Below are 21687 nucleotides of genomic sequence, written 5' to 3' on the forward strand. Positions count from 1 at the left end.
ATGTCTATCCGGAAAGAATGTAAGCGGATTCAATCATAGGCTGACGATTTCCGGTCGAAAAAGTGTCGAAACGGCATTCAAACGTTCCGTTGCTGGGCGAACGTATATTCTGTACAATGAGAGAAATGGGAAATACCGAGGTGAGGACGTTTTGAACCGTTTGACGGGTAAAACCGAGTCGGTGGAGGAATGGCTGCAGGTGCTGCGCGGGAAACCGGAAATTATGGAGAACGTGACTCATTGGCATACAAAGCCGGCGAGTCCGGCCCGCACTGTGCCGTTCCCGGAGCGAATCCATCCGAAGCTGGCGGAAGCGTTGAGGGCGAAAGGCATCGAAAAGCTCTACACGCATCAAGCCGCTTCTTTCGGCGCCGTCGCGGAAGGCAATCACGTGGTAACGGTTACGCCGACCGCTTCGGGGAAGACGCTGTGCTACAACCTGCCGGTCGTTCAGACGCTGCTCGAGGACGACAGCGCCCGGGCGCTGTATTTATTTCCGACTAAGGCGCTCGCTCAAGACCAGGTGGCCGAATTGCAGGAGCTGGCGAACTTGATGGAGGCTGACATCAAGACGCATACGTACGACGGCGATACGCCTCCGACGGTGCGGCAAGCGATCCGGAACGCCGGGCACATCGTCGTTACTAATCCGGATATGCTGCATTCCGCCATTTTGCCTCATCATACGAAATGGGTAAAGCTGTTCGAAAATATACGCTACGTCATTATAGACGAGCTGCATGCTTATCGGGGTGTGTTCGGAAGCCATGTGGCGAACGTCGTTCGGCGATTGAAGCGGATTTGCCAGTTTTACGGTAGCAACCCGCAATTTTTGTGCGCTTCCGCGACGATTCGCAATCCTCGGGAGCACGCCGAAAGGCTTGTCGGCGAGACGGTCGCACTGGTCGACGACAACGGGGCCCCGACGGGCGAGAAGCATCTCGTGTTCTACAATCCGCCGGTCGTCAATCAGCAGCTCGGCATTCGCCGCAGCAGCGTGCTCGAGTCGCAGAAACTGGCAGCCCTGCTGCTTCGCAACGGCATTCAGACGATCGTGTTCGCCAGAAGCCGCGTGCGAGTAGAGCTGCTGCTAACTTATTTGCAAGAGCAGGTTAAGCACGAGCTAGGCGCGAAATCGATCCGCGGGTATCGGGGAGGCTACCTGCCCAAGCTGCGCCGCGAAATCGAGCGTGGACTGCGCAGCGGAGAAATTCGAGGGGTCGTGAGCACGAACGCGCTTGAGCTTGGCATCGACATCGGGCAATTGCAAGCCTGTGTTCTGAACGGCTATCCGGGTTCGATCGCCAGCACCTGGCAGCAGTCCGGACGCGCCGGACGCAGGCACGGCAGCTCCGTGACTTTTCTCGTGGCCAGCAGCAATCCTCTCGATCAATATTTGATTCAGCATCCGGACTATTTTCTCGGCACTCCGGCAGAGGAAGCGCGCATTCATCCGGACAATCTGCTCATCTTGCTGGATCACGTGAAGTGCGCCGCTTACGAGCTTCCCTTCGAGGAGGGGGATTCGTTCGGCGAGGAGAAGCTGACCGATCTGCTGGAGTTTCTTGCGGAAGAGAGAGTGCTTCACCGGGTAGGCAGCCGCTGGTATTGGATGGAGCAAGCTTTTCCGGCGCACAACATATCGCTTCGTTCCGCCGCCCAGGAAAACTTTGTTATCGTCGACATGACGGAAGGGCACAAGGTGATCGGAGAGGTCGACCGGTTCAGCGCTCCGACGCTCATCCACGAAGAAGCGATCTATATCCATGAGGGCGTGCAATACCAGGTGGAAAAGCTCGACTATCCCGAGAAGAAGGCGTTCGTGCGAGAGGTCAACGTCGATTATTATACGGACGCGAGCCAAGCGGTTGAGCTTAAAGTGCTGCATTCCGATCTCGAAGCTCGGAGCGGGCCGCTGACGAGGCAATACGGGGAAGTCATGATTACGGCGAAGCCAACCATTTTCAAAAAAATTCGGCTGAGGACGCACGAGAACATCGGTTCGGGGCCCATTCATCTTCCCGAGGAAGAGCTTCATACGAGCGGTTATTGGTTTTCTTTTTCGGAAGAGGAGACGGCGAAGCGATCGGCGAACGACATGCAGATGGCGCTGCTCGGCGTTGCGAACGTACTCATCCATCTAGCGCCGCTCCATCTGATGTGCGACCCGTTCGATATTAGAGTCGTGCCGCAGGTGAAGGCGCTCCATACGAAGCGGCCTACGATTTATTTTTACGACCGGTACCCGGGCGGAATCGGTCTGAGCCGCAGACTGTACGATTTGCACGACACGCTGCTGGAGGAAGCCGAGCGGCTCATCCACGGCTGCGGCTGCTTGAGCGGGTGCCCGGCTTGCGTCGGCCCGATCGAAGAGGTCGGCTTGCTCGGCAAGGATCTTGCGCTCGGAATGATTGAAGGGCTGAGGGCGGAGCCATGAGCAGCTTGAAGGAACGGCTGGAGCGGCTGAAGGCTGCGGCAAAAAGTGCGGAACAAGAAGCTAGGAACGAGGCCGCACAAAGTGAAGAGGCTTGCGATATCGGCGATGGTGCCAGCGGAGTTCGAAACGTTAACGTTGCGCTGGAGGCCGGCCATGCTAGCGGCGATTCAGGCGACAAGTGCAGTGCGAACCATGGCAGCGAAGGCGCCGCGGTGTTGCATCCGGACTTTTCGGACTTTGGAATCGAGCAGGTCGAGAACGAGTACGGGACGTTTCTGCTGAGGCGCTTGGAGTATCGGTTTCCTTTTCGACATGGACATTATGGATTGGAGCAGCTGGCGGATTGCGCCGAACGGCTGGCTCCATTGGCCAGAAGGCAGAACAAGAAAAACTTGAAGATCGGCGACCCGGAAGTCGCCGTCGAACCGCAGGGATTGTTATTTCTCGATACGGAGACGACCGGACTTGGCGTAGGAGCGGGCAACGTCCCCTTCATGATCGGAATGGGCACTTACACCGAATGTTCTTTCATTGTGGAGCAGACGCTTATTCGGCATCCGGGGGAGGAGCGGGCGATGCTCGCTTTTTTGGCGGAAAAGCTGAAAAGCCGTACCCATATCGCGTCGTATAACGGAAAAACTTTCGATTGGCCGCTTATTGAGGGCCGCTTCATTATGAACGGCTGGCGTCCGACCGGCGCGGGGCCGGGACATCTCGATTTCCTTCATCCGGCGCGGGCGATATGGCGGAGCACGCTGCCTTCCTGCAAGCTTAGCGTGGTGGAGGGAGCCCGGCTCGGTCTCGCCAGAGAGGAAGACGTACCGGGCTCGATGGCGCCGGAGCTGTATATTCGTTTTCTCGGCGACAATGATCCGCGCCATTTGTACGGCGTATTTGAGCATAATGAGAAGGACGTGCTGTCGCTGGCCGCTTTGGCGATTCACTTCGGCCATCTGCTGGGGGGGCGGCTCGGATCGGAAGCGGCTTGGCCGGAAGAGACGGAGGAGCTGTATCGCGTCGCTCTCTGGCTGGAAAGCTTGGGCCGAGAGGCTGAGGCGGAACGATTGTTCGGCAGCTTGGCCGAGCGCCGATGGGAAGAAGGCTCGGCTTCGTTCGTCTGGCGCATGGCGCTTGCCGTTCGGTTCAAACGGGCGGGTGCTCTTGATCGGGCGATTGAGCTGTGGGAAGAAGCGGCCCGGCTTGCGGAGAAGTCGCGCATTCCTTCTTGGGAAGCTCATGTGGAGCTTGCCAAGCATTACGAGCACCGGATCAAGGATTTCCGTATCGCATTGTTTAATGCGGAGAGCGCCTTGGAGATCGCGCACCGGCGATATTCGTTGATGCGTGAGACGGAAGCCGTTCGCTTGATTAAGACTAGGCTGTTGCATCGCTGCGACAGACTGCGTAAAAGACTGGAGCGGTTGCGGGAGGCGAATGAGACGGCTGAGGGTGTAGCGCATTCATCCGGCCGGGATATGAATTTATGCGAATAGGTTCGTCTATTCGGGTAAAATCGTGTTAAACTGGCGATGTGCGTACATATTCGTTAAGTTATAGATATCGAAAATAGCAAAAATAGCTGGAATGGCAAGGAAGGGGAAACGCGGCGATGATTGACGGCTTGCGCAAGCTGCCGGAGGCGCTGTTGTTCGATTTGGACGGAACTCTGTATCGAGGAGACGAAAGAGTGCCGGGAGCGGATCGGCTCGTGCGAGCGCTGGAAGAGCGCGGCGTGCGATGCTGGTTCGTGACGAACAACTCCAGCCGGACTCCGGAAGAAGTGGCGCTTCATCTCGAAGCGATGGGAATACCGGCAACGCCGGATCAGGTCGTTACGTCGGCGACCGCGGCGGCCGATTACGTTCGTCGTACATATCCCGAAGCCGGCGTTTACGTTATAGGCGAGAGAGGCCTTAAGATGGCGATGGCGGAAGCGGTAGCGTTCGTCGCAAACGAAAGCGGAGAGGCGGCTGGGGCGGAAGCGCCGGATCGCAAGGTCGATATCGTCGTTCAAGGCATCGACCGGGAATTCACTTATGAGCGAATGACGACCGCTGTTCGGCATATTCTGAACGGGGCGGCTTATATTCAGACGAACCCGGACCGGCTTCTTCCTGTCAGCGGCGGGTTTTTGCCCGGAGCGGGAAGCTTGGGCGCCGCGATCGAAGCGGCGACCGGGGTAAAGCCGATCGTTATCGGCAAGCCTTCCCCAATCATTATGGACTACGCGCTTAGGCTTGCCGGCGCTGCGGCCGAAAGGGCATGGGTCATCGGAGACAATCCGCACACGGATCTTGCGGCAGCGCGCGACTCCGGCTGTCCTTCGATTCTCGTTCTGACGGGATTGTGCAGCCGGGACGATTGGCGTTCGCGCTGTGAGGCGGCGGATGTGACTCCGGATGCCGTATGCGCGGGGCCGGACGAATTGGCGGAGCTGCTGCTGCCGCTGCTTGATGGAGCCGATCAGGCTCTTTAATCGATTAATCGGAAGGAAGATCCTCATGCCGGAATGGCCGGAAATGGAAACGTACCGAACCTTGTTATCTCCTCTAGTATGCGGTCGAACGATTCAAAATGTCGAAATTAGCCGCGAGAAGACGATCAATATGCCTGAGAATGAATTCCGGGACTCGATCCTCGGCAAAAAGATTTTGTTCGTGGAACGTCGCGGCAAGCAGCTGCTTTTCCATTTGGACGACGGGTATCGGTTGATGCTGCACCTTATGCTCGGCGGGTACGTGAACTATGGCGAGCAAGGAGCAAAAACCGACGATCACTATCAGGTCATTATCGGACTCGACGACGGGAACCGACTCTTTTTCGGCGGATTGCGGCTCGGCTATTTGCATAGAGTGTCGGCCAAAGCGGTTATCGAGCAGCTGAGGGACTTGGGGCCGGACCCGTTCGATCCGCGGCTGACTCTCGAAGCGTTCCGCAAAAAGCTCGGCACCCGCAGAGGGAAGCTCAAGCCGGTATTGACGGATCAAAAGTTTCTATCCGGCATCGGAAATTGCTACAGCGACGAAATCGCCTTCGATGCGCGCATTCATCCCGAAACGACGATTGCGTCGTTGGATGAAAATGCGTCGGCGCGTCTCTATCAATCGATGCGATCCGTGCTTGAAGAAGCCGCATCGGCCGGAGGCTACATGGAAATACCTTTGACGGCTGACGATGAGCTGACCGGCGGCTATAACGATCAGTGCAAAGTGTATGACCGCGGCGGAGAACCGTGCGTTCGTTGCGGCACGCCGATCGTACTTGAGACACTGTCGTCCCGGAAAATGTTTTATTGCCCCGAGTGCCAGAGGAAAGCGTAACGAGTGCGGATCGGGAGTCATGTAAGCACTCGCCGCGGCTATCGCGAAGCGGCTAAAGCGGTTGCTGCGATGGGCGGCAACGCTTTTCAATACTTTCCAAAAAATCCGCGCAGCCTTCAGCTCAAAGCGTTCGACAGCCGGGATGCGAAAAGCTGCGCCGCTTGGTGCGAAGAGAACCGAATCGTATCGATCGCCCATGGTCCGTACGGCGTTAACCCGGCGGCGGAGGGAGAGGCGGCGCGTCTAATGGCGGCTTGCACGCTCAACGATCTTGAAATCGCGGAAGCGTGCGGGTCGCTGGGCGTTGTCGTCCATTTTGGCGTATTCAAAGGCTCGGATCCGTTGCAGGGCTATCGCAATGTTATACAATGGATCAATACGGTTACGGCGGCTTGGCAGGGCAAATCGAAAGTGCTGCTTGAAAATCAGGCGGGCGATCACGGGCCTTCCGGGACGACCCCGGAAGAGCTGGCTCAAATTCGGGCGTTGTGCCGGGAGCCGGAGAAGGTCGGCTTTTGCCTCGATACGTGCCATCTGTTTGCGAGCGGGGAGTGGGCGCCGGATCGTTGGGCGACATTTGTTGAGCGTGCCACGAAATGCGGTTTTTTCGATGGTTTGGAAGCCGTTCATCTGAACGATTCGCGCTTCCCGTCCGGCTCGCGCAAGGACAGACACGCTCCGATCGGTGAAGGCTGCATCGGGCTCGACGGCTTCAAGCCGATGCTCGCGTCTCCCGAAATCCGCGGAATTCCGCTTTTTTTGGAAACGCCCGCAGGACAGGACGGAACTCACAGGGATCAAATTGAGCTAGTCAGACGATTGGGAAAGGAGGCGGGAGCGGAATGATCAACGTATTTTTGGACGATGTTCGTCCGATTCCGCGAGGGTTTGCGGCTGCGCGCTCGGCGGAAGAATGCATTCTGTTGCTTCGGCACTCGGACGTTGCAGTGCTGTCGCTGGATTTCGAGCTTGGTTACGACCAGCCGAACGGATTGGCGGTCGTTCACGCGATTATCGTCAGCGGACGTTATCCCCGCGAGGTGTATGTTCATTCTTCCAGCCTTATGGGACGTGCCGAGATGGTACGAGCGCTTCGCGAATCCGCTCCGCTGGACGTCGTCATCCACGACGGCCCGATGCCCGAACAAGTAAAAGAGGCAATTGCCGAAGGAAAAATCCGCGATGCGTGAATGGGAGCCGGAAAGCTGGCGAAGGGAATGGACGGCGACAAGGGGACCGTTGGCGGTCTTTATTCATACTCCGTTATGCGGAACGTGCAAGCTGGCCCGCAAAATGCTGGACGTCGTACGCGAGGTGCTGCCGGAAGCGCCGTTGGTCGCCGCGAACTTGAATGCGATGCCGAGCTTGCTCAGTTATTTCGGATTGAAAGCGTTCCGTGCCTGCTTATGAAAAGCGCGGACGGTCATATTGGCAAAATTTACGGCTTCTCGAATGTAGTTGATTTGACGGCCGCATTGAAGCCGCTTTGCAACGGGGAGGAACACGGACATCATGATCCATTTGAACAGCTTAACGCTCCGCAGAGGTGAACGCGACATCTTGCGAGGCGTCGATCTGCATGTGAATGCGGGAGAACACTGGACGCTGCTCGGCCGCAACGGCTGCGGGAAAACGACGATACTCGAAATGATTACCGGATATATGTTTCCGACGAGCGGAACGGTCGATGTGCTTGGCAACCGCTACGGAACGGTCGACGTGCGGGAAGTTCGCAAAAAAATCGGCTACATCGGGCCGACGCTTATCGAAAAGCTGACACTGCGCGATCCGGTATGGGAAATCGTCGTCGGCGGAGCGTTCGCTTATTTGCGTATCTATGAGAAAGTGGAGGACGAGCTCATCGAGAAAGCGTACGAGGAGCTTGACCGTGTCGGTCTTCGTTCGCTCGCCGAGCAGCCTTTCGGTACGCTTTCGCAAGGCGAGAGGAAGAAGGTGCTGCTTGCCCGAACGATGATGGCAAATCCCGAGCTTCTCATCCTGGACGAGCCTTGCGCGGGTCTGGATCTGTATGAGCGCGAGAAGTTCTTGCAAGCGCTGGACAGCTTGGCCGATCGCAAGCTGTCCATTTTGTACGTCACCCATCATATTGAAGAGATCGCACCGCTATTTACGCACGTGGCGCTAATGACGGATGGCCGGATTACAGCTTCCGGTCGCAAGGGCGAGGTGCTGACGCCGCAATTGTTGGAATCGGCTTACGACCTTCCTATCGAAGTCGATTGGGTTGACGATAGACCGTGGATTCGCGTTGGAAAGGGTGGAGCCTCTAGATGACAACTTATATTGGTACGGCGAATCCGGGCTTTGCTCCGTATGCGATGGAGGAACTGCGCAAACGGATACCGGGCTCCGCCGTATCGGGGCTTGCCCCGGGCGAGACTTTCCGTTTTACATCGGGAGGGATGGACGACGCCGCGCTTCTAAAGGAATTGCGGAGGGACGAGCCGGTGTTTTTGCGGCATCTGTTTCCGATCGAAGCGGAAGCTCAATTGACGTCTGATCCGGCTTCGACGGCGGATTCTCTTCGACGTTACGCGGAGACGTTGGCCGACCGTGTAAAAGGACGCAAAATCGCCGTTCAAGTGAGAAAATCGCACGGAAGCCCGTTCCCGTTCACTTCCGTGGAGGGACGAGACTTCGTCGCGGAAGTCATTCGCGAGGCGGGAGCCGAATTGGTCGCCCGCGAAGCGGATTTGATCGTGTCGGTGTACGCCGCGCATAAGACGTTGTATACAGGTTGCTCGGCGCCGAAGGACAACCTGTCCGACTGGCCGGGCGGCGCCGTCCGTTTTCGTCGCGAGGAGGGACTTATTTCTCGCGCCGCGTTCAAGCTGCTGGAAGCGGAACAGGCATTCCGCCTTCCGTTGGACAAATTTACAAATGCGCTCGATCTCGGAGCTGCGCCGGGCGGTTGGACTTCCGTTCTGCTGGAACGAGGGCTTAAGGTGACGGCCGTCGATCCGGCACAGCTAGACCCCGCCCTCGAAGATCATCCGATGCTGCGCCACATCCAGAAGAATGCGTCGGAGATTTCTTTTTCACCGGGCACATTCGACCTTCTCGTTTGCGATATGAGCTGGGACCCTTACAATACTTGCCGCCTCGTTTCCGAGCTTGCTTCTTCCATGACGGCGGGAGCTTCCGGCATTATTACATTGAAGCTCATGTATCGCAAGCCTTTTAACACGCTTCAAGAGCTAAGCCGCGCGTATGGCGAAGTATTCGATATCCGCAGGATCAAGCAGTTGTTCCATAACCGTGAAGAAGTTACAATGTGGGTAAGAAGAAAACCGTAGCTCATTAACCGGGAAAGCATCCCGCGTCGAAGAGGGCCTCGACCTAGCGTCGATAGCCGCTCTCTAATCGATGCGGGATTTTTTATTTTTTAATGTGCAAGCTGGGAGGAGAGACGCAATATGTCAGGGAAAACGCTGCTAGTGGAGCCGGGAGCCATCTTCGCAAATCGGTATCGAGTTGTGGAGCCTATCGGACAAGGGGGAATGGGAAGGGTTTATATGGCGGAGGATCTCCGGCTGGAAGGCAGGCTGCGCGCGCTTAAGCTGATCGCCACTCTCCCCGAAGAACGCGAAGCGTTCATCCGGGAGGCGCGAATGCTATGCCGTCTGACACATCCGAATATTCCGGAAATCGTCGATTATTATTCACCGAATGAAGACGGTGTAGCCGCGATCGTTATGGATTATATCGCTGGTGACACGCTGGCGCAGCGGTTCGATAAATTTGGGCGCAAGCTTTCCTTTGGACAAGTGCTGCAAATGACGATTCAGTTATGCGAGGTGCTCCAGTATTTGCACGGGCAAGCCCCTGCCATCGTGTACCGCGATTTGAAGCCCTCCAATGTTATTATAGATAGCCGTGATCGGGCGGTACTCGTCGATTTTGGCATCGCCCGGTGGCATCGTCCTAATGCCGTTTCGGATACGCTGCAGCTAGGAACGCCAGGCTTCGCTTCGCCGGAGCAGCTGTTAGGGAAGCAAAGCGACGAAAGAAGCGATTTATACGGGCTGGGAGCGCTCGTCTATTTTTTGTTGACCGGAGGATTTTTTGCCATTCGCCGTAACCGTCACTCGGAAAAGTTCGTCGTGGAAGCCGTTCCCCGGGCATTCAGAGAAATGGTGGAGCTTCTTTTGTCGGAAGATCCTTCTCACCGTCCCAAGAGCGCTGCTTCGGTATTGGAACATTTGTTGAACATAAGGGAATTAGGCGCCTCAGGTGAAGGAAGTTTTCGATTCGATGCATCAAAAGGGGGTGGAAATTCGTTTATTAAACGAGACGTAACGATTGCAGCCGTGCTATCCGCATATCCGGGGGCAGGAGCGACTTTCGTAACGCTTGCCCTTTCTTCGGCGTTATCGATTGCGGGAGTCGACCATGCGGTTGTGGAATGTCCTGGCGGCGAAGCAGAGATGTACGGATTGCTGGACGGGGCTCGCAAAATGCCGGCGAGAGCTCAATTCGCGAATGGCGCCTGTCAGCGAGTCGCCGGTCCAATATGGAGGGAAGGACGGGCAAGCTATGTGCCGCTTGATCCTTTTCGTGCAGCCCAAGCTCAATGCCATTGTGTTTTGGACGAGTCGTTTGTAAGCTTTCTGCAAAAGCTCGGCGCGCCTCTCGTACTGCTGGACGTTTCGTCCAGATGGGAACATCCGGATGCGAAGGAGTGGATCGGCAACATTGCAGACTCCATCATTTGGGTAGCCGATTGTTATCCTTCCAAGTGGTCGTTGAAGCGTCAGCAAGAAGGCGCGAGCCTATATCAAGCCATAGAGGGGAGACAAGCGGCTGCGATCTGGATAGCCAATCGCGACCATTCATTCGCCGAGCGTAAGGAATGGTTATCCATGTTCCCCGTTGCTCCGCTAACGGCCCTGCCGCGCTTTTCGGAGGATGCTGTGCTGAAAGCGATTTGGGACGGCGCCGGAGTGCCGAGCGCCAAGAAGGATAAGGAGTTGTATTTTCGTTCGCTTAAGACTGTTTTAAAGCGAATCGTGCCTGCGGGAGTCGCGAAAGACGTTCTTACCGCTAATACCGCCTATTTTTCATGATTTGGCGAGTCGTGATACAATAGTCGAGTGAGAAAAGATGCGCCGAAGGATTAATAAGCAGTGAGGTGACGATTATGAAACAACATATACTCATTATCGAAGACGAGGATGGCATCGCTCGAATTCTTCAGTTGGAGCTTGAGCATGAAGGCTATGAGGTGGGGAGGGCCGCTGACGGCCGTACAGGACTGGAGCTGGCGCTGTCCGGCAGCTGGGACCTGCTTCTTCTTGACGTCATGCTGCCGGAGTTGAACGGTATCGAGGTGCTGCGTCGATTGCGGCAAAATGACTTCGCATCGCCGGTCATTTTGTTAACCGCGCGCGATACGGTACCGGATAAGGTGAGCGGATTCGAGCATGGTGCCAACGATTACGTAACCAAGCCGTTTGCGATGGAAGAGCTTTTGGCCAGAATCCGGAACATCCTTAGGATGTCGAAAGCGTCTCGGGAAGGCGAGAGCGAGGACGTTCTGCGGATCGGCGATTTAACGATTGAGCTCCTGACGCGCAAGGTGTTCCGCAAAGATCATTCGATCGAGCTCACCCCGCGCGAATTCGAGCTGCTGCTTTACTTGGCCAAGCATAAAAACGGAGAAAAGACGCGAGATGAAATATTGTCTGACGTTTGGGGATACGAATATATTGGAGATACGAATGTCGTCGACGTCTATATTCGATATTTGCGCCAAAAGATGGACAAGGGCTACCGGCATAAGCTGCTTCATACCGTGCGCGGAGTCGGATATATGCTGAAGGAGCCGGATGCATGACGCTTCGTTCGCGATTTACTCTTTTCACCGTATTTTGGTTTATTTTTATATTGATTCTCTATAACATTTTCGTTTACTTTTTTGTGATCCGTGTAACGACGCGTGGCGAGCTGCAATTGCTGGCCAACAAAGCGGATCTGGTCGTGGAGTCGCTGAGAAAACATTCAATGCGAGGGATGGAAGACGCAAAGCTGCTCAGCGACATGTACAATTACAGTGAAATGATGCGTGTTGTGGCGGTCGGCGGCAAAGTCGTCAATGCGGTCGGGATCGACAAGGAGCTTCTATCCATCCCTCCGTCCGTCAATCCGATCTTAACATCCGAGACTCGTCATATTAACGGGCAACGGGTCATTTATTTGTCCGTTCCTCTCTTCGATCAAGGACAACTGATCGGAGTCGTTGAGAGCGCGCGTAGATTGACAGTGCTGGACAGCTATCTCCAAATACTGGTGGGAGCGCTAAGCGTCACGAGCATCGGAGCGATCGTGTTTGCCATTTTCGGACCTATTGGTTTACATCAAGGCTCACAGGGCCGATCGGTCAAATGGTTCAAACGATGCGCGAAATCGATCGCAGCGGTAAGCTGCATCGCGTTCGCCTGAATGGAAGAGAAGAGTCCGTTGAGCTTCAGCAGCTGGTTCGGGCGTTCAATCAAATGATCGAACGCCTAGACCGCACCTTCGAGCGTCAAAAGCAGTTCGTAGCGGATGCTTCCCACGAGCTCAAGACGCCGCTGACGGTCATAAGCAGCTACGCAGATATGTTAAAGCGATGGGGAAGGGATAACTCGGAGGTACGGGACGAAGCAATTGATGCTATCGCCAAAGAAACGGAGCGGTTGCAAAGGCTGACTCGTTCAATGCTGGCACTGGCAGAAGCGGAGCAGGACGACTGGATGAATGCCGTTCGTTTTGACGTATCCTCCGTCGTCAAAGAACTTTCAGCTGTGTTAGGCAAAACTTTCGGCCGTGAAATCCGCGTCCATTCCTCGAATAATTCCGTTCAGATGGTCGGAGACAAAGAGAAAATACGTCAAATGCTGCTTATTCTGATCGACAACGCGATCAAATACAGCAAGGAACCTATCGATGTCCGAATTCGTCATGACAAGGCCGGTGTTAAGCTGGAAGTTACGGATTACGGAATCGGAATCCCCGAAAGCGAGATTCCTTATCTGTTCGAGCGTTTTTATCGGGTAGACGAAGCTCGTCATCGTTCGACGGGCGGCAGCGGTCTAGGCCTCTCCATCGCCAAACGCATCGTCGATCTTCATGAAGGTCATGTAGAAGTGTTCAGCAAGCCGGGAAGCGGGACGACGGTGGCGATTCAGTTTCCCCGTCATCTACAGGCGCATTCTTGAGATTAACGAAATCAAGGCACTTCGGTCATCGCCGAAGTGCCTTGATTTTCCTATTATTGCTTTTCCGTTCATCGCAACTTTATGGAGCGTTTAAACGTTAGTATGATTAGATAACGCGTCGAGCGGTGACGTAGTGGCTCTTCCAGTAGCTGGAATTAATCGAGGAATACATGACTCCGGGCTTGCCATACGTGTGAAGCATTTTGCCATTGCCGACATAAACGCCGACATGCCCGATCTTTTTCCCGGTGCGAGCGGTTGTGAAGAAAACAAGATCGCCTTTTTTCAAATTCGCTTTGGCGACTTTATAGCCTTTAGTAGCTTGCGTGCTGGAGATCCGAGGCAGCTTAACGCCATACTTGCCGAATATATATTGCGTAAAGCTTGAGCAGTCGAATGCATAGGTTACTCCGGAAGGTGCTCCAAACCGATATTTGACTCCCATATATTTTTTTCCTAACGAGATGATTTTGTCTGCTTTCGTAGCGGCCGACGCGGATGGGGCTTGTCCAGCCAACGCGAATCCAGTCAATCCAATTACGGCGCTCATGCTTGCGATAATGATTTTTTTGAAGAAGTTACGTTTGAAGTTCATGATGTGTTGTTACCTCCATCTGCTGAGTTATTTTTCTCTTGGGGCTAGTATAGCAAAGCCGAAAGCCCCTACATTTTCCCAAGGAGAGAAAAAAGTTGGTCGCATGACGGCTTTGAAGCGCTTTCTTAGAAAACCATGAGAAATCTCTCAGACTTAATCTGCTTTTCATATGTCATAAAAGAACCCCGTTATCAAAGACAATACGTCTTTGATAACGGGGTTTTGGTTGCTTATGCTATGAGCAGTCCAGCAGGTATTATGGGTCTAATAAATTGGTGCCATTATCCCTTTGCCTCAGAAAAAATAGGTGGATGCATTAGTAGTTGTTGAATTGAACCAGAAATCAGAGCACGGGCAGTTTGGAATTGTAAATAAGTGATTTGAAAGACATTAGCCGCCTGAAGCGCTTAGATCCTTGTTCTCAAGGCTAACTAGTGAGAGTATTAAAACTACCCGGCATTCCAAAGGCTAAGATAGTTGCCTTTCCACTTGGCTTTGCTGCCCCATGCATGCCACGGGACGGCGAGTACCGGTTTGTCACGGGTTAGCTCATCGTAAATTAATGTCGGCGTAATAGCGCACCATTGAAGCAATTGACCTACAATCGGGATTTGCCGGAAGTCCAAGTTCAGCCGGAAACAATATTCGTCCAAATAAGCTTGTAAATGTTTTGCGCCGATGCCGTGAAAAGTGTCGTTCAGCCAGGAGGTCACCTTTTTTTCGATATGATACAAGTGCGGATGACGGGGGGCGATGGGAGCCGAAACCGAAACATTGAGCCCTTTGGTATGCTCGTCGACGAATGCTTGAACGCCGGACTTTGCGATTCTTCTGGATTGCGGATTCACGTGAGCGGGATCGGGCTGTTTGATTTTGACATGCTGCAGCTCATCGGGTTCATTGAAAGCGCCGCCTATTAGAAGAGGCTGCTGGGCATCCTGGTAATAGCTGTAGCCGTATTTCATATGATTGACTCTCACAAGACCGGACAAAGGATCGTACTGATCGGCCCTTTGCATGGCATGACGGATTTTTCTTGCGATTAGCCAGGCGGTTTTATAGGTAACTTGAATGATTTTCGATAATTTGGACGAGCTGATGCCGGAAGGGCTGGCAATGAGAAAAAGAGCCTGAAACCAACGGGTTAAAGAGTCGAGCTGCCTTCCATAATCGTACCGGCGATAACGGATGTCTGCACGCGACAAGAGCGGCACTCGTAGAGAGGCAGCCTGCGTGTGCGGGTCAAATAGTAGTGAGGGTGACGGCAAGTCGGGCACCGAAAGCCGTCCGGCCATCGGGCATGAAACAACGCTTCGGCGCAAGCCTGTTCGGAACTGTACTGGTGACAGAAAGACTCGAAGGTCGAATGGTCCAACATCGGCCGATACCCTCCATTTGCAATAAAGGAACATACGTTCTTATTTTATTATAGCGAACGGTTGTTCCTTTTTCAATAGAAATTAATTATTTAACTGCATTAAATTTCGAAAAACGAGTAATCCTATTTTTTCTGAACGGAAGGGATAGTGGTACCGTTTTTGAAAACAGGTAGCTAGGAGGGGGAGAAAGGCGTTTTAGAAAATTTAGAGGTGAAATCGAGAAAAAGAGAGATTTCTATAGAGGCGACTGGATCGGGAATCGAAGGTTCGTGCGACCGTTATTGAAAAAGCACTTAAACTTTCTAGTCGAGGATGTTATTTTAATAAGGGGCTTCTGTGCTGAAGGGGGATGAAACGTTTGAAAATGAGAGTATCCGCGGTCCAATTCCGGCTTCGGGATTGCGACGGAATTGATAAATTTCGCGAGCAAGTGACCCATTACGTTCGCAATGCCTCCGAATATGGAACCCGGTTTTTGCTGTTCCCGGAATTCGTGACGACGCCGTTGCTTGCGATCGGCGCGACGGAAGGCTCCGGCGGCCAGCCGGTCGATAAGCTATTGGAATATACGGACGATTATGTTTCGTTATTTTCCGGGCTTGCTGTGCAATATGATATGTACTTGCTTGGAGGCACTCACATTACCCGGGCGGAGGATGGGACGTTGAGGAACACGGCGTTCATGTTCGGACCAGACGGGTCGGTCGCTACCCAGGACAAACTGCATATTACTCCGACGGAGAAGGAAGAGTGGAACGTATCGGGGGGGCAGTCGGTTCAAGTGTTTCCGACCCCATTCGGAACGATAGGGCTGCTCACCTGCTATGACATCGAATTTCCAGAGATCGTAAGGATGGTTCGCGCCAAAGGGGCCGACGTTATTTTTTGTCCGTCTTGCACGGACGATCGGCATGGCTTTTATCGGGTTCGTTATTGCTGCCATGCCCGTGCGGTGGAAAATCAGGTGTATATCGTAACGACAGGAACGGTCGGTTCGCTCGAAAAAGTCGATTTCATGCGAGCTAACTACGGACAAGCTGCGGTTATTACCCCGAACGATATTCCGTTCCCTCCTCGCGGGATATTGTGTGAAGGAGAAATCAACGCGGACATGCTTATTACGGCGGATCTCGATTTGACGCTGCTCGCCGAAGTGAGGGAGAAAGGCTCCGTAACGACGTGGCGGGATCGAAGAACGGATTTGTATACCGATTGGAGCTAATTAATATGTAAGGAAGGCGGGAGCGCGATGTTCAAGCGTCTATTCGTGACGGACGGGGTTCGAATGGTTCCGGCCGTCATTCGATCCTACGGCTTCGAGGATTTCGAAGGTCTTATCGACGTCCAGGCGAAAAGCTTTCCGCCTCCGTATCCGTCCGAGCTATGGTGGAACGAAAAGCAGCTTGCCGAGCACGTTCAAAGATTTCCCGAAGGGGCGTTATGCGTGGAAATCGGAGGAGCAATCGTCGGCTCCATGACCGGCTTGAGGTTAACGATGACGGACGGGGACGAGCACGATTGGGCGACCGTCTCGGACGATGGATACATACGTAATCATGAGCCTGATGGAGATACGTTGTACGTGATCGATATTTGTGTCGTGCCGGAGTATAGGAAGTTCGGTCTCGGCAAATGGCTCATGCAGTCGATGTACGAGACGGTCGTCCATGTCGGCTGTCGGCGTTTGCTTGGCGGCGGAAGGATGCCGGGTTACAGCCGGGCGGCGAGCGAACTGACGCCTGAGCAATACGTGGCGCAAGTAACGGCAGGAGAACGCACGGATCCGGTATTGACGTTTTTGCTCCGCTGCGGAAGAGTTCCCGTCGGCGTAGTCGCGAACTACTTGGATGACGAGCAGTCTTGCGGCTATGCGGCGTTAATGGAATGGCGAAATCCTTTCATCGATAACGACAATGAGGAGGCTACATAATGCAGTACGTACGTATTCGTTCGATTGAAGACAAGCTGTTCGCCGCTATGCATAGGTTGATGGGCGTCGTTTTCCCCCCGGAGGAGGTACTGGCGTTCGAACTGTGGAAGGAGCCGATCGAGGATCCTGCAATTCATGTCTATGTCGCGATTCACGAGGGCGAGGTCGTCGGAGCGACAGAATATCGTTACGATCCGAAGCTGCGGGTCGCAATGACGGATTTTACGATTATCGGCAGGCCGGATTTGGGAATCGGCCGTTTCTTGTACGCGAACAGGGAGAAGGACTTGAGCCGACTTCAGAAGGAATCGGGCACGATTGCGATCGGGATGTTCGCCGAAATATACGATCCTCGTAAGGATGAGGCGGCATTGCCGGGAGCCGGAAACGTTAATCCGATGCATCCTGCCGTTCGCCGGGAGGTTCTGTCGCATCTCGGTTATCGCAGACTGGATATCGACTACGTCCATCCGTCTTGGGATCATGAAGGAAAAGCGGTGCAAGGTCTCGATTTCTGTTTTCGGCCTGCAGATGACGAGATAGTCTCCATTCCTGCGGCGCTCGTCACGACGTTTCTTCGGCAGTACTATTCGGCGCTGCCTAATAAACCGCAAGAATGGTTTGATATGATGGCGAATATTGAATTGCGGACCGATATCGCGTTATTGCCTATTTAAAATGCGACCTTGCAGCCAGTGGACAGGGAAAAGGAGCCGTCGAGACTAATGCGCATTACGTTTTTGGGACAGGGAGACTCGCTCGGCACGCCTCGCGTCTATTGCGAATGCGAGGTGTGCGAAGAAGCGAGGAGTACGGGGCGGAACCGACGCTTTCGATCGTCATTGTGGATCGAAACGGAAGGGGAGGAGCCGTTGCTGCTCGATTGCGGACCGGATTTCCGAACGCAAATGGAACAATTGGGGGAACGGTTCGTCGGCAAGGGCTTGCTCACCCACGCGCATTTCGATCATATCGGAGGTATGGTGGAATGGGCGGATGCTTGCCGGTGGCGAGACTCATATGCTGACGTTTTCGGCCCTCGAGAGGTGTTGGACGAGGTAAGAGCCCGCTTTCCATGGTTGGAATCGCGGCTACGGATGAAGGATAACGACGGGGGAATGAGCTATGGGGAGTGGACGATTTATCCGTGGAAGGTCAATCATGGAAAGAACGGCTATTCCTATGCTTACCGCTTCGAGCATTCGGCCACAGGTCGCGCGTGGGCTTATTGTTCGGACTCGATCAATCTGAATGCCAAAGAGAAGGAGCCGCTCAATGGTTTGAATCTGCTCATACTAGGAACGAGCTATGTTGTGGAGCCTTTTCCGATGGAAACGAGGTCTCTGTACGATATGAAGGAAGGGCTTCTGCTCGTTGCGGAAGTCGGAGCTGAAACGGCGTTATTCACTCATTTGTCCCACGATGTGGACGTTCGCCGCAATTATGGTCTTCCGAATCATGTGAAGCTGGCCGAAACCGGTATGAAAGTCGATGTTTAGTCTCGACTTTTAATAACGAAAAGCTCGCCGCTGTCTATCTTAACCACTCCGGTGTTTTCCGCGATGACGTTGCTGATTCCGAGCGTCCAGCCGATTCGAAGAGTTGCGTTATGGAGCGGGTATTGGAATCCTTGCAGCTCGATGCCGGTTACTTCGGATGTCAGCGGCAAGAGCGATACGTACGGAAAACGTTCGTCCTGCGGAAGACGGCACTCGGACGTGCAAAGAAAAATTTCATTGTGTTCGTCGATTAACGAGGCATCGCAGCCGACAGAAACAGCTTGACGAAGCAGATGCACGTTGGCTAAGCTGTGGTCAAAGCGTGTCCCAAGTCCTCCGATTATTGCGATCTGGCGGTAACCGCGTGAAAGCGCTTCGTTAAGCGCGAGCTCGGTGTCCGTCCAGTCCTTGTCGATCGCATCGAAGATGAGCAGCTCTTTGGCCGATTGGCGGATCCGCGTCATCTGGTTCGCGTCCACGGAATCGAAATCGCCGAGAGCAAGATCGGGAGCATAGCCATGCTCGACCAAAAAAGAGGCGCCGCGGTCCGCACCGATCAAAAAGTCGCTATCGCCAATATGGGGAAACGCCCAAGAACCCAGACGTCCGCCGGTAAATATGACGGCGCGCTCGGATGGTTGTCGTTCGGAATGGTTGATTAGGCTTTCGTTCTGTTCGGTCACGATGGGAATCCTCCAGCTAAGCAATAATTTCTAGTTGTCAGTATTATTCAGTATAACGGGAAAGGTTTTCGAAAGGTAGCTACAGTATCAGCTCAAGGAAATTGAGCCTTGTCGGAGGTCGTCAGCGTTGGAGTTGGACATGTTTCACATCTTTAGCCTCATTGGCACGATCGCGTTCGCCGTAAGCGGCGCAATTGTGGCTATGGAAGAGGAATACGATATATTGGGAGTATTCGTTCTGGGGCTTATTACGGCATTCGGCGGCGGAGTCGTTCGAAACTTATTGATCGGCGTTCCGGTTACGACGCTTTGGAGTCAGGGCATCTTCATCAAAACGGCGGTTATTTCCATTATTATCGTCTTTTTTTTGCCGCTCAGTTGGATTCATCATTGGAAAAAGAGCGAAGCGTTCTTCGATGCTATCGGATTGGCCGCGTTCGCGATCCAAGGCGGTCTGTACGCAGTTGAAGCGGATTTGCCGGTTAGCGCCGTCATGGTCGCGGCCATGCTAACCGGTATCGGGGCGGGATGATCCGCGACATTATGGCAGGACGCAAGCCTCTCGTGCTTCGGGATGAAATTTACGCGGTTTGGGCGCTCCTCGCGGGGCTGTCCGTCGGCGTCGGTCCCTACCAGCGCACGTGGTTTCTGTTCGCGCTTTTTCTGTTCGTCGTCGTCTTTCGGATGCTGTCGGTTCAATATAAATGGAAGCTGCCTCGTCGGTCGTTGCGTCCGACGCAGAGCGATACGGGAGGGGAATCATGAGTTATTCCGTCTTGTTCGTTTGTCTTGGTAACATTTGTCGTTCGCCGATGGCGGAAGCGGTTTTCCGGGATTTGGTCGTCCACGAAAAATTAGAGAACGTCATAGCAATCGACTCCGCCGGTACGGGCGATTGGCATATTGGAAAGCCTCCTCATGAAGGAACGCGCAAAACGCTCGATCTGCACGGCATTTCATACGATGGATTGCGGGCGCGAACGCTTGCGACGGAGGACGGAGGAAGGTTCGATCTGATCATAGCGATGGATACTCGCAATGAGCAGGATATCCGCGAACGCCTTGGGCTGTCGGCTCGTTCGGAAATCATTCGCTTTTTGTCGCTGCTGCCGGAAAGGGGTATGGACGACGTTCCCGATCCTTATTTCACCGGCAATTTCGATGAGGTGTACGAGCTGGTGAAGGCCGGCTGCGAAAAACTACTCGACCGGGTCAAAAGCCGGCTGGCTCAACGTTAAGCGACGAGGGGGTGCATAAACCAGTGGATCCATCATCGCAGATGGCAGGAATACCGCTGTCGAACATTAGGCTTGTAAGCGAGGAGCTTCTTGCTTCAAGGTTGGAGCAAGTGAAGCTGGTTCGCGAAGACGAGAACGAATGTTATCGGTTAGTCAAGGATTCCGATACAGGCGAGCATTATTTGCATTTCGCATCGCGCCATTTGAACCTGTCCGGGGGCTTGTCGGAAGAGCATTATCATCACCTGATGCCGCTCGATCACGACGACGTTATTTCATATGCGCTGGGAGCGGAAGTGCCTTCATACCCGGATCATTGGGAGCGCCCGTTTTTGCGCAATGGACCTCATGGCGGTTATGTGTGGTACGATCCAGGCGGATCAACCGTCGACGAGTCTGCTTATGAAGAAGCGACTGCGGCGCTGCGTGAGAAGCTGCTGAATATGAAACGAGACGGCAAAACGTCAGAGGAAGACATCAAAAAGCTATTCGAGGATGCCGAGCGGTTGTTCCCGGAGAATAGGAACGAATAGTCGAAGTGGGACGGAAATAAAAAAGGGCGAGCCTTGTCGAAGCTTCGTTGCTTCGCGGCTCGCCTTTTTCTTTGCTTAGAGCCAGCCATCAGGGCCGACAAATTCTCTTAACCCGCCGGGTATCTCATTTTGCCAAAAGCCCCACTTATGCTCGCCGGGTTTTTCGGAGTAGGAAATCGTGGCCCCTTTTTGCTCCAGAAGGGCACTCATCTTCCTGTTCAATTCGACGAAGTTATAAATTCCCGTATCGGTTTCATACGCGGTTTCCTGCAAGCCGACGACCATCCAAATCGACAGCCAAGACAAATCGGTCTTTTCCGTCGCTTGTGCTTGCGAGCTTGCGTAAAACGCTCCGGATAAGGACAGGATTCGGGTGAACAGATCGGGCCTCTGGAGCGCGATCGACAAGCTGACCGTTCCCCCGAGCGAATCGCCAGCAAGCAAGCGGTCTTCGACCGTACGTCTTACCGCCACTTGCGCTTCAACAAAAGGAAGAAGCTCTTCCGTAAAAAAACGGGTATATAAAAAGTGTCGTTGACCGTCGGGAGCGTACTCGGACGTTCGCAGCTTTTTGTCGACATCGACACCGACCACGATGAAGGGCTCCCAGTCTTCGTCCAAAATGAGCCGCTGCGCATGAGTGGCTATGCGTCCGAAATTGAAAAAATCTTCTCCGTCCTGGCAATAAACGACGGGGTAGCTGAGAACCTCCTGATAGCCGGGCGGCAAATAAACCCGGATATCGCGTTTGCCTTCCGGCAGCAGACGGCTCGGTACTTCGAATTTAATAATCGTGCGGCGAACGACAGGCGAATCGGACATGGGATCTCTTCCTTCTCTCAGGTATGGGAGT

24 protein-coding genes and 1 pseudogene are annotated in these 21687 nt (G+C 53.9%); 20 read left to right on the plus strand and 5 right to left on the minus strand.

Annotated features, from left to right (window positions below):
• Positions 1–151: 151 nt before the first annotated feature.
• The 13 genes from D3H35_RS04675 to D3H35_RS32055 all read left to right on the plus strand — a co-directional run bounded on the left by D3H35_RS04675 (position 152) and on the right by D3H35_RS32055 (position 12977).
• Positions 152–2437 (plus strand): DEAD/DEAH box helicase, encoded by a 2286-nt coding sequence (locus D3H35_RS04675; RefSeq protein ID WP_119148102.1) that lies wholly within the window; start codon positions 152–154, stop codon positions 2435–2437.
• Entirely contained in the window at positions 2434–3930 is a 1497-nt protein-coding gene (locus D3H35_RS04680) for a ribonuclease H-like domain-containing protein (protein WP_119147975.1), read from the plus strand. Before D3H35_RS04675 ends, D3H35_RS04680 begins: the two co-directional genes overlap by 4 nt.
• 116 nt (positions 3931–4046) lie before the next feature.
• Positions 4047–4913, plus strand: coding sequence for an HAD-IIA family hydrolase (locus D3H35_RS04685; RefSeq protein WP_119147976.1), 867 nt, complete (start codon positions 4047–4049; stop codon positions 4911–4913).
• Between the two features lie 25 nt (positions 4914–4938).
• Positions 4939–5757 (plus strand): DNA-formamidopyrimidine glycosylase, encoded by an 819-nt coding sequence (gene mutM / locus D3H35_RS04690; RefSeq protein WP_119147977.1) that lies wholly within the window; start codon positions 4939–4941, stop codon positions 5755–5757.
• 3 nt (positions 5758–5760) lie between these two features.
• Positions 5761–6603, plus strand: coding sequence for a deoxyribonuclease IV (locus tag D3H35_RS04695; protein ID WP_119147978.1), 843 nt, complete (start codon positions 5761–5763; stop codon positions 6601–6603).
• Positions 6600–6947 carry a cyclic-phosphate processing receiver domain-containing protein gene (locus D3H35_RS04700; RefSeq protein WP_119147979.1) on the plus strand — a complete coding sequence of 116 codons (348 nt, stop codon included), beginning with the start codon at positions 6600–6602 and terminating at the stop codon, positions 6945–6947. Before D3H35_RS04695 ends, D3H35_RS04700 begins: the two co-directional genes overlap by 4 nt.
• Positions 6940–7167 (plus strand): thioredoxin domain-containing protein, encoded by a 228-nt coding sequence (locus tag D3H35_RS04705; protein WP_119147980.1) that lies wholly within the window; start codon positions 6940–6942, stop codon positions 7165–7167. Before D3H35_RS04700 ends, D3H35_RS04705 begins: the two co-directional genes overlap by 8 nt.
• A gap of 102 nt (positions 7168–7269) precedes the next feature.
• Positions 7270–8052, plus strand: a complete 783-nt coding sequence (locus D3H35_RS04710) for an ABC transporter ATP-binding protein (protein ID WP_119147981.1) — start codon at positions 7270–7272, stop codon at positions 8050–8052.
• The gene (locus tag D3H35_RS04715; protein ID WP_119147982.1) at positions 8049–9074 is read left to right on the plus strand and encodes an SAM-dependent methyltransferase; all 1026 of its coding nucleotides are present in this window, start codon (positions 8049–8051) and stop codon (positions 9072–9074) included. The genes D3H35_RS04710 and D3H35_RS04715 overlap by 4 nt, the downstream gene beginning before the upstream one ends.
• A gap of 120 nt (positions 9075–9194) precedes the next feature.
• Positions 9195–10844 carry a serine/threonine-protein kinase gene (locus D3H35_RS04720; protein WP_119147983.1) on the plus strand — a complete coding sequence of 550 codons (1650 nt, stop codon included), beginning with the start codon at positions 9195–9197 and terminating at the stop codon, positions 10842–10844.
• Positions 10845–10918: 74 nt separating this feature from the next.
• Positions 10919–11614: a response regulator transcription factor gene (locus D3H35_RS04725; RefSeq protein ID WP_119148103.1), complete on the plus strand. Its 696-nt coding sequence runs from the start codon at positions 10919–10921 to the stop codon at positions 11612–11614.
• Positions 11611–12219 carry a hypothetical protein gene (locus tag D3H35_RS32050; RefSeq protein WP_233567762.1) on the plus strand — a complete coding sequence of 203 codons (609 nt, stop codon included), beginning with the start codon at positions 11611–11613 and terminating at the stop codon, positions 12217–12219. The genes D3H35_RS04725 and D3H35_RS32050 overlap by 4 nt, the downstream gene beginning before the upstream one ends.
• Positions 12162–12977, plus strand: a complete 816-nt coding sequence (locus tag D3H35_RS32055) for a sensor histidine kinase (protein WP_233567763.1) — start codon at positions 12162–12164, stop codon at positions 12975–12977. The genes D3H35_RS32050 and D3H35_RS32055 overlap by 58 nt, the downstream gene beginning before the upstream one ends.
• A gap of 106 nt (positions 12978–13083) precedes the next feature.
• Here D3H35_RS32055 and D3H35_RS04735 read toward each other — a convergent pair whose 3' ends face one another.
• The 3 genes from D3H35_RS04735 to D3H35_RS04745 all read right to left on the minus strand — a co-directional run bounded on the left by D3H35_RS04735 (position 13084) and on the right by D3H35_RS04745 (position 14950).
• Entirely contained in the window at positions 13084–13572 is a 489-nt protein-coding gene (locus D3H35_RS04735; protein ID WP_119147984.1) for a C40 family peptidase, read from the minus strand.
• Positions 13573–14021: 449 nt separating this feature from the next.
• Positions 14022–14777 (minus strand): hypothetical protein, encoded by a 756-nt coding sequence (locus tag D3H35_RS04740; protein WP_158593946.1) that lies wholly within the window; start codon positions 14775–14777, stop codon positions 14022–14024.
• Positions 14717–14950 (minus strand): transposase, encoded by a 234-nt coding sequence (locus tag D3H35_RS04745; protein WP_119147986.1) that lies wholly within the window; start codon positions 14948–14950, stop codon positions 14717–14719. Before D3H35_RS04745 ends, D3H35_RS04740 begins: the two co-directional genes overlap by 61 nt.
• Before the next feature lie 359 nt (positions 14951–15309).
• Between D3H35_RS04745 and D3H35_RS04750 the strand changes: the two genes are divergently transcribed.
• From D3H35_RS04750 to D3H35_RS04765, 4 genes are read left to right on the plus strand one after another with little or no spacing between them, the layout of a single operon-like run.
• Positions 15310–16173 carry a carbon-nitrogen hydrolase family protein gene (locus D3H35_RS04750; protein ID WP_199728462.1) on the plus strand — a complete coding sequence of 288 codons (864 nt, stop codon included), beginning with the start codon at positions 15310–15312 and terminating at the stop codon, positions 16171–16173.
• 27 nt (positions 16174–16200) lie between these two features.
• Positions 16201–16881 carry a GNAT family N-acetyltransferase gene (locus D3H35_RS04755; protein WP_119147987.1) on the plus strand — a complete coding sequence of 227 codons (681 nt, stop codon included), beginning with the start codon at positions 16201–16203 and terminating at the stop codon, positions 16879–16881.
• Positions 16881–17558 (plus strand): GNAT family N-acetyltransferase, encoded by a 678-nt coding sequence (locus D3H35_RS04760; RefSeq protein ID WP_119147988.1) that lies wholly within the window; start codon positions 16881–16883, stop codon positions 17556–17558. Before D3H35_RS04755 ends, D3H35_RS04760 begins: the two co-directional genes overlap by 1 nt.
• Before the next feature lie 48 nt (positions 17559–17606).
• Entirely contained in the window at positions 17607–18380 is a 774-nt protein-coding gene (locus D3H35_RS04765) for an MBL fold metallo-hydrolase (protein ID WP_119147989.1), read from the plus strand.
• Here the strand turns inward: D3H35_RS04765 and D3H35_RS04770 are convergent.
• A complete protein-coding gene (locus D3H35_RS04770; RefSeq protein WP_233567764.1) occupies positions 18377–19063 on the minus strand; it encodes a thiamine diphosphokinase in 687 nt (228 codons plus the stop codon). The two genes, D3H35_RS04765 and D3H35_RS04770, sit on opposite strands and share 4 nt — an antisense overlap.
• Positions 19064–19202: 139 nt before the next feature.
• Between D3H35_RS04770 and D3H35_RS04775 the strand changes: the two are divergent.
• The 3 genes and pseudogenes from D3H35_RS04775 (at position 19203) to D3H35_RS04785 (ending at position 20834) form a co-directional block, all read left to right on the plus strand.
• Positions 19203–19828 (plus strand): annotated as a pseudogene (locus D3H35_RS04775) (trimeric intracellular cation channel family protein).
• Positions 19825–20301: a low molecular weight protein-tyrosine-phosphatase gene (locus D3H35_RS04780; RefSeq protein ID WP_119147990.1), complete on the plus strand. Its 477-nt coding sequence runs from the start codon at positions 19825–19827 to the stop codon at positions 20299–20301. The pseudogene D3H35_RS04775 and the gene D3H35_RS04780 overlap by 4 nt, the downstream one beginning before the upstream one ends.
• A gap of 23 nt (positions 20302–20324) precedes the next feature.
• The gene (locus D3H35_RS04785; protein WP_147355739.1) at positions 20325–20834 is read left to right on the plus strand and encodes a hypothetical protein; all 510 of its coding nucleotides are present in this window, start codon (positions 20325–20327) and stop codon (positions 20832–20834) included.
• Positions 20835–20909: 75 nt separating this feature from the next.
• Here D3H35_RS04785 and D3H35_RS04790 read toward each other — a convergent pair whose 3' ends face one another.
• The gene (locus tag D3H35_RS04790; protein WP_119147992.1) at positions 20910–21656 is read right to left on the minus strand and encodes an alpha/beta hydrolase; all 747 of its coding nucleotides are present in this window, start codon (positions 21654–21656) and stop codon (positions 20910–20912) included.
• Positions 21657–21687 lie beyond the last annotated feature (31 nt).

This window comes from Cohnella faecalis, assembly GCF_003570905.1.
Taxonomy (GTDB): domain Bacteria; phylum Bacillota; class Bacilli; order Paenibacillales; family Paenibacillaceae; genus Cohnella; species Cohnella faecalis.

Coding starts and splice junctions, on each gene's coding strand:
- D3H35_RS04680 (WP_119147975.1), top strand. CDS start 2,434: ATGAGCAGCTTGAAGGAACGGCTGGAGCGGCTGAAGGCTGCGGCAAAA.
- D3H35_RS04735 (WP_119147984.1), bottom strand. CDS start 13,572: ATGAACTTCAAACGTAACTTCTTCAAAAAAATCATTATCGCAAGCATG.
- mutM (WP_119147977.1), top strand. CDS start 4,939: ATGCCGGAATGGCCGGAAATGGAAACGTACCGAACCTTGTTATCTCCT.
- D3H35_RS32050 (WP_233567762.1), top strand. CDS start 11,611: ATGACGCTTCGTTCGCGATTTACTCTTTTCACCGTATTTTGGTTTATT.
- D3H35_RS04790 (WP_119147992.1), bottom strand. CDS start 21,656: ATGTCCGATTCGCCTGTCGTTCGCCGCACGATTATTAAATTCGAAGTA.
- D3H35_RS04720 (WP_119147983.1), top strand. CDS start 9,195: ATGTCAGGGAAAACGCTGCTAGTGGAGCCGGGAGCCATCTTCGCAAAT.
- D3H35_RS04725 (WP_119148103.1), top strand. CDS start 10,919: ATGAAACAACATATACTCATTATCGAAGACGAGGATGGCATCGCTCGA.
- D3H35_RS04715 (WP_119147982.1), top strand. CDS start 8,049: ATGACAACTTATATTGGTACGGCGAATCCGGGCTTTGCTCCGTATGCG.
- D3H35_RS04700 (WP_119147979.1), top strand. CDS start 6,600: ATGATCAACGTATTTTTGGACGATGTTCGTCCGATTCCGCGAGGGTTT.
- D3H35_RS04760 (WP_119147988.1), top strand. CDS start 16,881: ATGCAGTACGTACGTATTCGTTCGATTGAAGACAAGCTGTTCGCCGCT.
- D3H35_RS04745 (WP_119147986.1), bottom strand. CDS start 14,950: ATGTTGGACCATTCGACCTTCGAGTCTTTCTGTCACCAGTACAGTTCC.
- D3H35_RS32055 (WP_233567763.1), top strand. CDS start 12,162: ATGGTTCAAACGATGCGCGAAATCGATCGCAGCGGTAAGCTGCATCGC.
- D3H35_RS04705 (WP_119147980.1), top strand. CDS start 6,940: ATGCGTGAATGGGAGCCGGAAAGCTGGCGAAGGGAATGGACGGCGACA.
- D3H35_RS04755 (WP_119147987.1), top strand. CDS start 16,201: ATGTTCAAGCGTCTATTCGTGACGGACGGGGTTCGAATGGTTCCGGCC.
- D3H35_RS04685 (WP_119147976.1), top strand. CDS start 4,047: ATGATTGACGGCTTGCGCAAGCTGCCGGAGGCGCTGTTGTTCGATTTG.
- D3H35_RS04710 (WP_119147981.1), top strand. CDS start 7,270: ATGATCCATTTGAACAGCTTAACGCTCCGCAGAGGTGAACGCGACATC.
- D3H35_RS04780 (WP_119147990.1), top strand. CDS start 19,825: ATGAGTTATTCCGTCTTGTTCGTTTGTCTTGGTAACATTTGTCGTTCG.
- D3H35_RS04765 (WP_119147989.1), top strand. CDS start 17,607: ATGCGCATTACGTTTTTGGGACAGGGAGACTCGCTCGGCACGCCTCGC.